This window comes from Actinocrinis sp. (genome assembly GCF_035650855.1).
Taxonomy (GTDB): Bacteria; Actinomycetota; Actinomycetes; order Streptomycetales; family Catenulisporaceae; genus Actinocrinis.
The window spans coordinates 1-3,673 of the sequence record NZ_DASRGV010000172.1 but is presented as its reverse complement, the minus strand read 5'-3'; the positions used below and the strand labels follow the sequence as shown (position 1 = coordinate 3,673).

The 3,673-nt window shown below is 69.8% G+C and carries 4 protein-coding genes; all 4 read right to left on the bottom strand.

What is annotated here, in order from left to right; translation table 11 throughout:
- On the bottom strand, nucleotides 1-1,193 hold a 1,193-nt coding region (locus tag VFB40_RS13135), incomplete at its 3' end, for a ribonuclease J (RefSeq protein ID WP_324850392.1).
- A 138-nt stretch (nucleotides 1,194-1,331) separates the two neighbouring features.
- On the bottom strand, nucleotides 1,332-2,234 hold the full coding sequence (gene dapA, locus VFB40_RS13130) for a 4-hydroxy-tetrahydrodipicolinate synthase (RefSeq protein WP_324850390.1): 903 nt from the start codon (nucleotides 2,232-2,234) through the stop codon (nucleotides 1,332-1,334).
- Between the two features lie 278 nt (nucleotides 2,235-2,512).
- Nucleotides 2,513-3,259, bottom strand: a complete 747-nt coding sequence (gene thyX / locus VFB40_RS13125) for an FAD-dependent thymidylate synthase (protein WP_324850388.1) — start codon at nucleotides 3,257-3,259, stop codon at nucleotides 2,513-2,515.
- An 89-nt stretch (nucleotides 3,260-3,348) separates the two neighbouring features.
- Nucleotides 3,349-3,673 (bottom strand): hypothetical protein (locus VFB40_RS13120; protein ID WP_324850386.1); only part of this gene is annotated, 325 nt, incomplete at its 5' end.

Sequence of the window (3,673 nt, the reverse complement as noted above, 5' to 3'; positions counted from 1 at the left end):
ACCGGCATCAGGTTCTTCGGGCGGCAGATGTTGTAGAAGTACAGCAGCTCGCCGGCCGAGGCGTGCCCGGAGACGTGCACCTTCGCGTTGCCCTTGTGCACGACCTTGGCGCCCCAGCGGGTCAGGCCGTTGATCACCCGGTAGACCGCAGTCTCGTTGCCGGGGATCAGCGAGGAGGCGAGGATCACCGTGTCGTCTTCGACGATGCGGATCTGGTGGTCCCGGTTCGCCATCCGGGAGAGCGCCGCCATCGGCTCGCCCTGCGATCCGGTGCAGATCAGCACGACCTGCTCGGGCGCGTAGTCGTCCAGCGCCCGCGCGTCGATGACCAGGCCGTCCGGTACCTTCAAGTACCCCAGGTCGCGGGCCACGCCCATGTTGCGCACCATCGAGCGCCCGATGAACGCGACCTTGCGGCGGTGCTTGACCGCGATGTCGAGCACCTGCTGGATGCGGTGCACGTGGCTGGCGAAGGAGGCCACGATGACCCGGCGGGTGGCCTGCGCGAAGGCCCGCTCGAGCGCCGGGGTGATCTCCCGCTCGCTCGGCACGAACCCGGGCACCTCGGCGTTGGTCGAGTCGCACAGCACCAGGTCGATGCCGCGCTCGCCGAGCTTCGCGATCCCGGTCAGGTCGGTCAGCCGGCCGTCCAGCGGCAGCTGGTCCATCTTGAAGTCGCCGGTGTGCAGCACCACCCCGGCCCCGGTCTCCACCACCACGGCCAGCGCGTCCGGGATCGAGTGGTTCACCGCGAGGAAGGAGCAGTCGAACGGGCCGATCCGCTCGCTCTGGCCCTCCTTGACCTCGAGGGTGTACGGGCGGATGCGGTGCTCGGCCAGCTTCGCCTCGATCAGGGCGAGGGTCAGCTGCGAGCCGACCAGCGGGATGTCGGCCCGCTCCTTGAGCAGGTAGGGCACCGCGCCGATGTGGTCCTCGTGGCCGTGGGTCAGGATCACCGCGACCACGTCCTCGTAGCGGTCCCTGATCGAGGTGAAGTCCGGCAGGATCAGGTCGACGCCAGGCTGCTCCGGCTCCGGGAACAGCACGCCGCAGTCCACGATCAGGAGCTTGCCCGCGTATTCGTACACGGTCATGTTCCGGCCGATCTCGCCGAGCCCGCCGAGCGGGGTGACGCGCAGCGCGCCTTCCGGCAGCTCCGGCGGTAGCCCCAGTTCGGGATGGGGGTGGCTCATCAGGCGGCTCCAGTTCCTTCGTTCGCGTGGTGCGATGGCGCGGGACCATGCCGGCCCGGCGCGCGTGGTGTTCGTTGTGGAGTTGTGTTCGTCGCGCCCGGGTGCCGGACGCGTGGTGTGCCGGGGACGCGGCCCCGGCTAGATGTGCACGCCGGCGGCCGCGAGGTCCCGGCGCAGCACCTCCAACTGCTCGTCGGTCAGGTCCACCAGCGGAAGCCGGACCGGGCCTGCGGGGCGGCCGAGCCGGTTCAGCGCCGCCTTGGTGGTGATTACCCCCTGGGTGCGGAATAGACCGGTGTACACGGGCAGCAGCGAGCGGTGGATGTCGCGCGCCTTCGCCACCTCGCCGGCCGCGTAGGCGTCGAACAGGGCTCGGATATCGGCGCTCACCAGGTGGCCGGCCACGGACACCGCGCCGATCGCGCCGATCGACAGTAGCGGCAGGTTCAGCATGTCGTCACCGCTGTAGTAGGCCAGATCGGTGCGGGCCATCACCCAGCTGGACGCGCCGAGGTCCCCCTTGGCGTCCTTGACCGCGACGATCCGCTCGTGCTCGGCCAGGCGCACCAGGGTCTCGGTGTCGATCGGGGCCCCGGTGCGCACCGGGATGTCGTAGAGCATCAGCGGGAGCCCGGTGGCGTCGGCGATGGCGGTGAAGTGCCGGTACACACCCTCCTGCGGCGGGCGCGAGTAGTACGGCGTGACGACCAGCAGGCCGTCCGCACCGGCCTGCTGCGCGGCCTTGGCCTGCTCGACGCTGTGCCGGGTGTCGTTGGTGCCGACCCCGGCGATCAGCTGCGCGCGGTCGCCGAGGGCGGCGCGCACCGCCTTGACCAGCGCGGCCTTCTCCTCATCCGTGGTGGTCGGCGACTCGCCGGTGGTGCCGTTGAGCACCAGCGCGTCGTTGCCGGCGTCGACCAGCTGCGCGGCCAGAGCCTGCGCGCCGTCGAGGTCGAGCGCGCCGTCGGCGGTGAACGGAGTGACCATCGCGGTCGCGATCCGGCCGAACGGCGTACGGGGTGAGGAAACGGGAGAAGCCATGGGACAAAGCTACCGGGCCGCGAGCAGGCTCGTCAGGTCCGAGCCCGCGGCCTGTGGATAACCGCTGCGGCTCGAAGGCCCTGGACAGCGTCCCGCGCAGTGGAAGGACCCCGTCGCCGCCTGCTCGGGGGTCCAGGAGGCGACGGGATCCACTATCACTATCGAGGCGCGCCCGGTCCGGGATACGGGCGTCGGGGGCACGTTCATCCGATTGGGTGTTATATGCAGAATTCGATTTAGGAGTGGCGAATCCCACGCCGCGTCAGGACCCGGCACGGCTACGGCGCGACCCGGCCGTTGCGGTTGAAGGCCGCGTAAGTCAGTGGCATCGCCTCGGCGAAGATCGCCTCCATCAGCTCCGCCACCATCTCGATCTCCCGCTGCGGGAAGGACGGGAAGGTCGAGTCCTCCCGCTTGGTGCGCAGCGACAGGAAGTTCATCAACGCCCTGGCGTTGCAGGTGGCGTACATCGACGAGTAGATCGACACCGGCAGCACGCCGCGCGCGACTTCCCGGGCGATCCCGGCCTCCAGCATCTCCAGATAGGCCCGGTACGCGGACGTGCACACCGCGCGCGTCGCCTCGTCCACCAGCTTCTGCTGCTGCGCGGTGCCGTCCACGAACACGTACCGGCCCGGCTTGCCCTCCTGCACCAGCTTGCGCTCCGGGCCCGGCACGTAGAACACCGGCTCCAGCCTGCGGTACCTGCCGCTCTCCTCGTTGTAGCTGAAGGTCCGGTGCCGCATGAACTCGCGGAACACGAAGATCGGCGCGGAGACGAAGAAGGTGAAGGAGTTGTGCTCGAACGGCGAGCCGTGCCGGTCGCGCATCAGATAGTTGATGAGGCCGGCCGAGCGCTCCGCGTCCGAGCCGACCTCGGCGAGGGACTTCTCGCCCGCGGTGGAGACGCGGGCGGCGAACAGCACGTCGGCGTCCGCGGCGGAGGACTTGACGAGCTCGACCGTCACATCGGAGCGGAAGCGCACCTCCGCCAGGCCGGCGGGGGTGTCCTGCGAGTCGGTCACGGCCTTGCTCCCTGCTGTGGTCGATCGTCCTGACGGTTGAGCCCAGGTTAGCCGGGCCGGCCGACAGGCACGCCGACGGCGAGGGCGCGTCAGCCGGTGGGGTTCAGGTTGGTCAGCTTCGCGCTGTCCAGCAGGCCGTTGACCGTGCCCGCGTTGCTCATAAGGCGCAGCACGATGTCCAGCTTGGCCGGGAGGACCACCGACGGGTACGTGCCCAGCTGCATCGCCGCGATCACCCGCGAGTCGATGCCGCTGCCGGAGTTGCGCAGCGCCGTCTCCACCACGACGCGCTGGCCGCTGGAGGCCTGGAGCTTGGCCATGACCGCCGCGAAGATCGCCGTCGAGTGCGGGTACTTCGTCACGAACGTCTTGGTCGCGAAGTAGCCGTCCACGGGCACCGCGGACGCGTTACCG

Excerpts from the sequence above, each read along its gene's own strand:
- dapA (WP_324850390.1), bottom strand. The coding sequence starts at position 2,234 with ATGGCTTCTCCCGTTTCCTCACCCCGTACGCCGTTCGGCCGGATCGCG.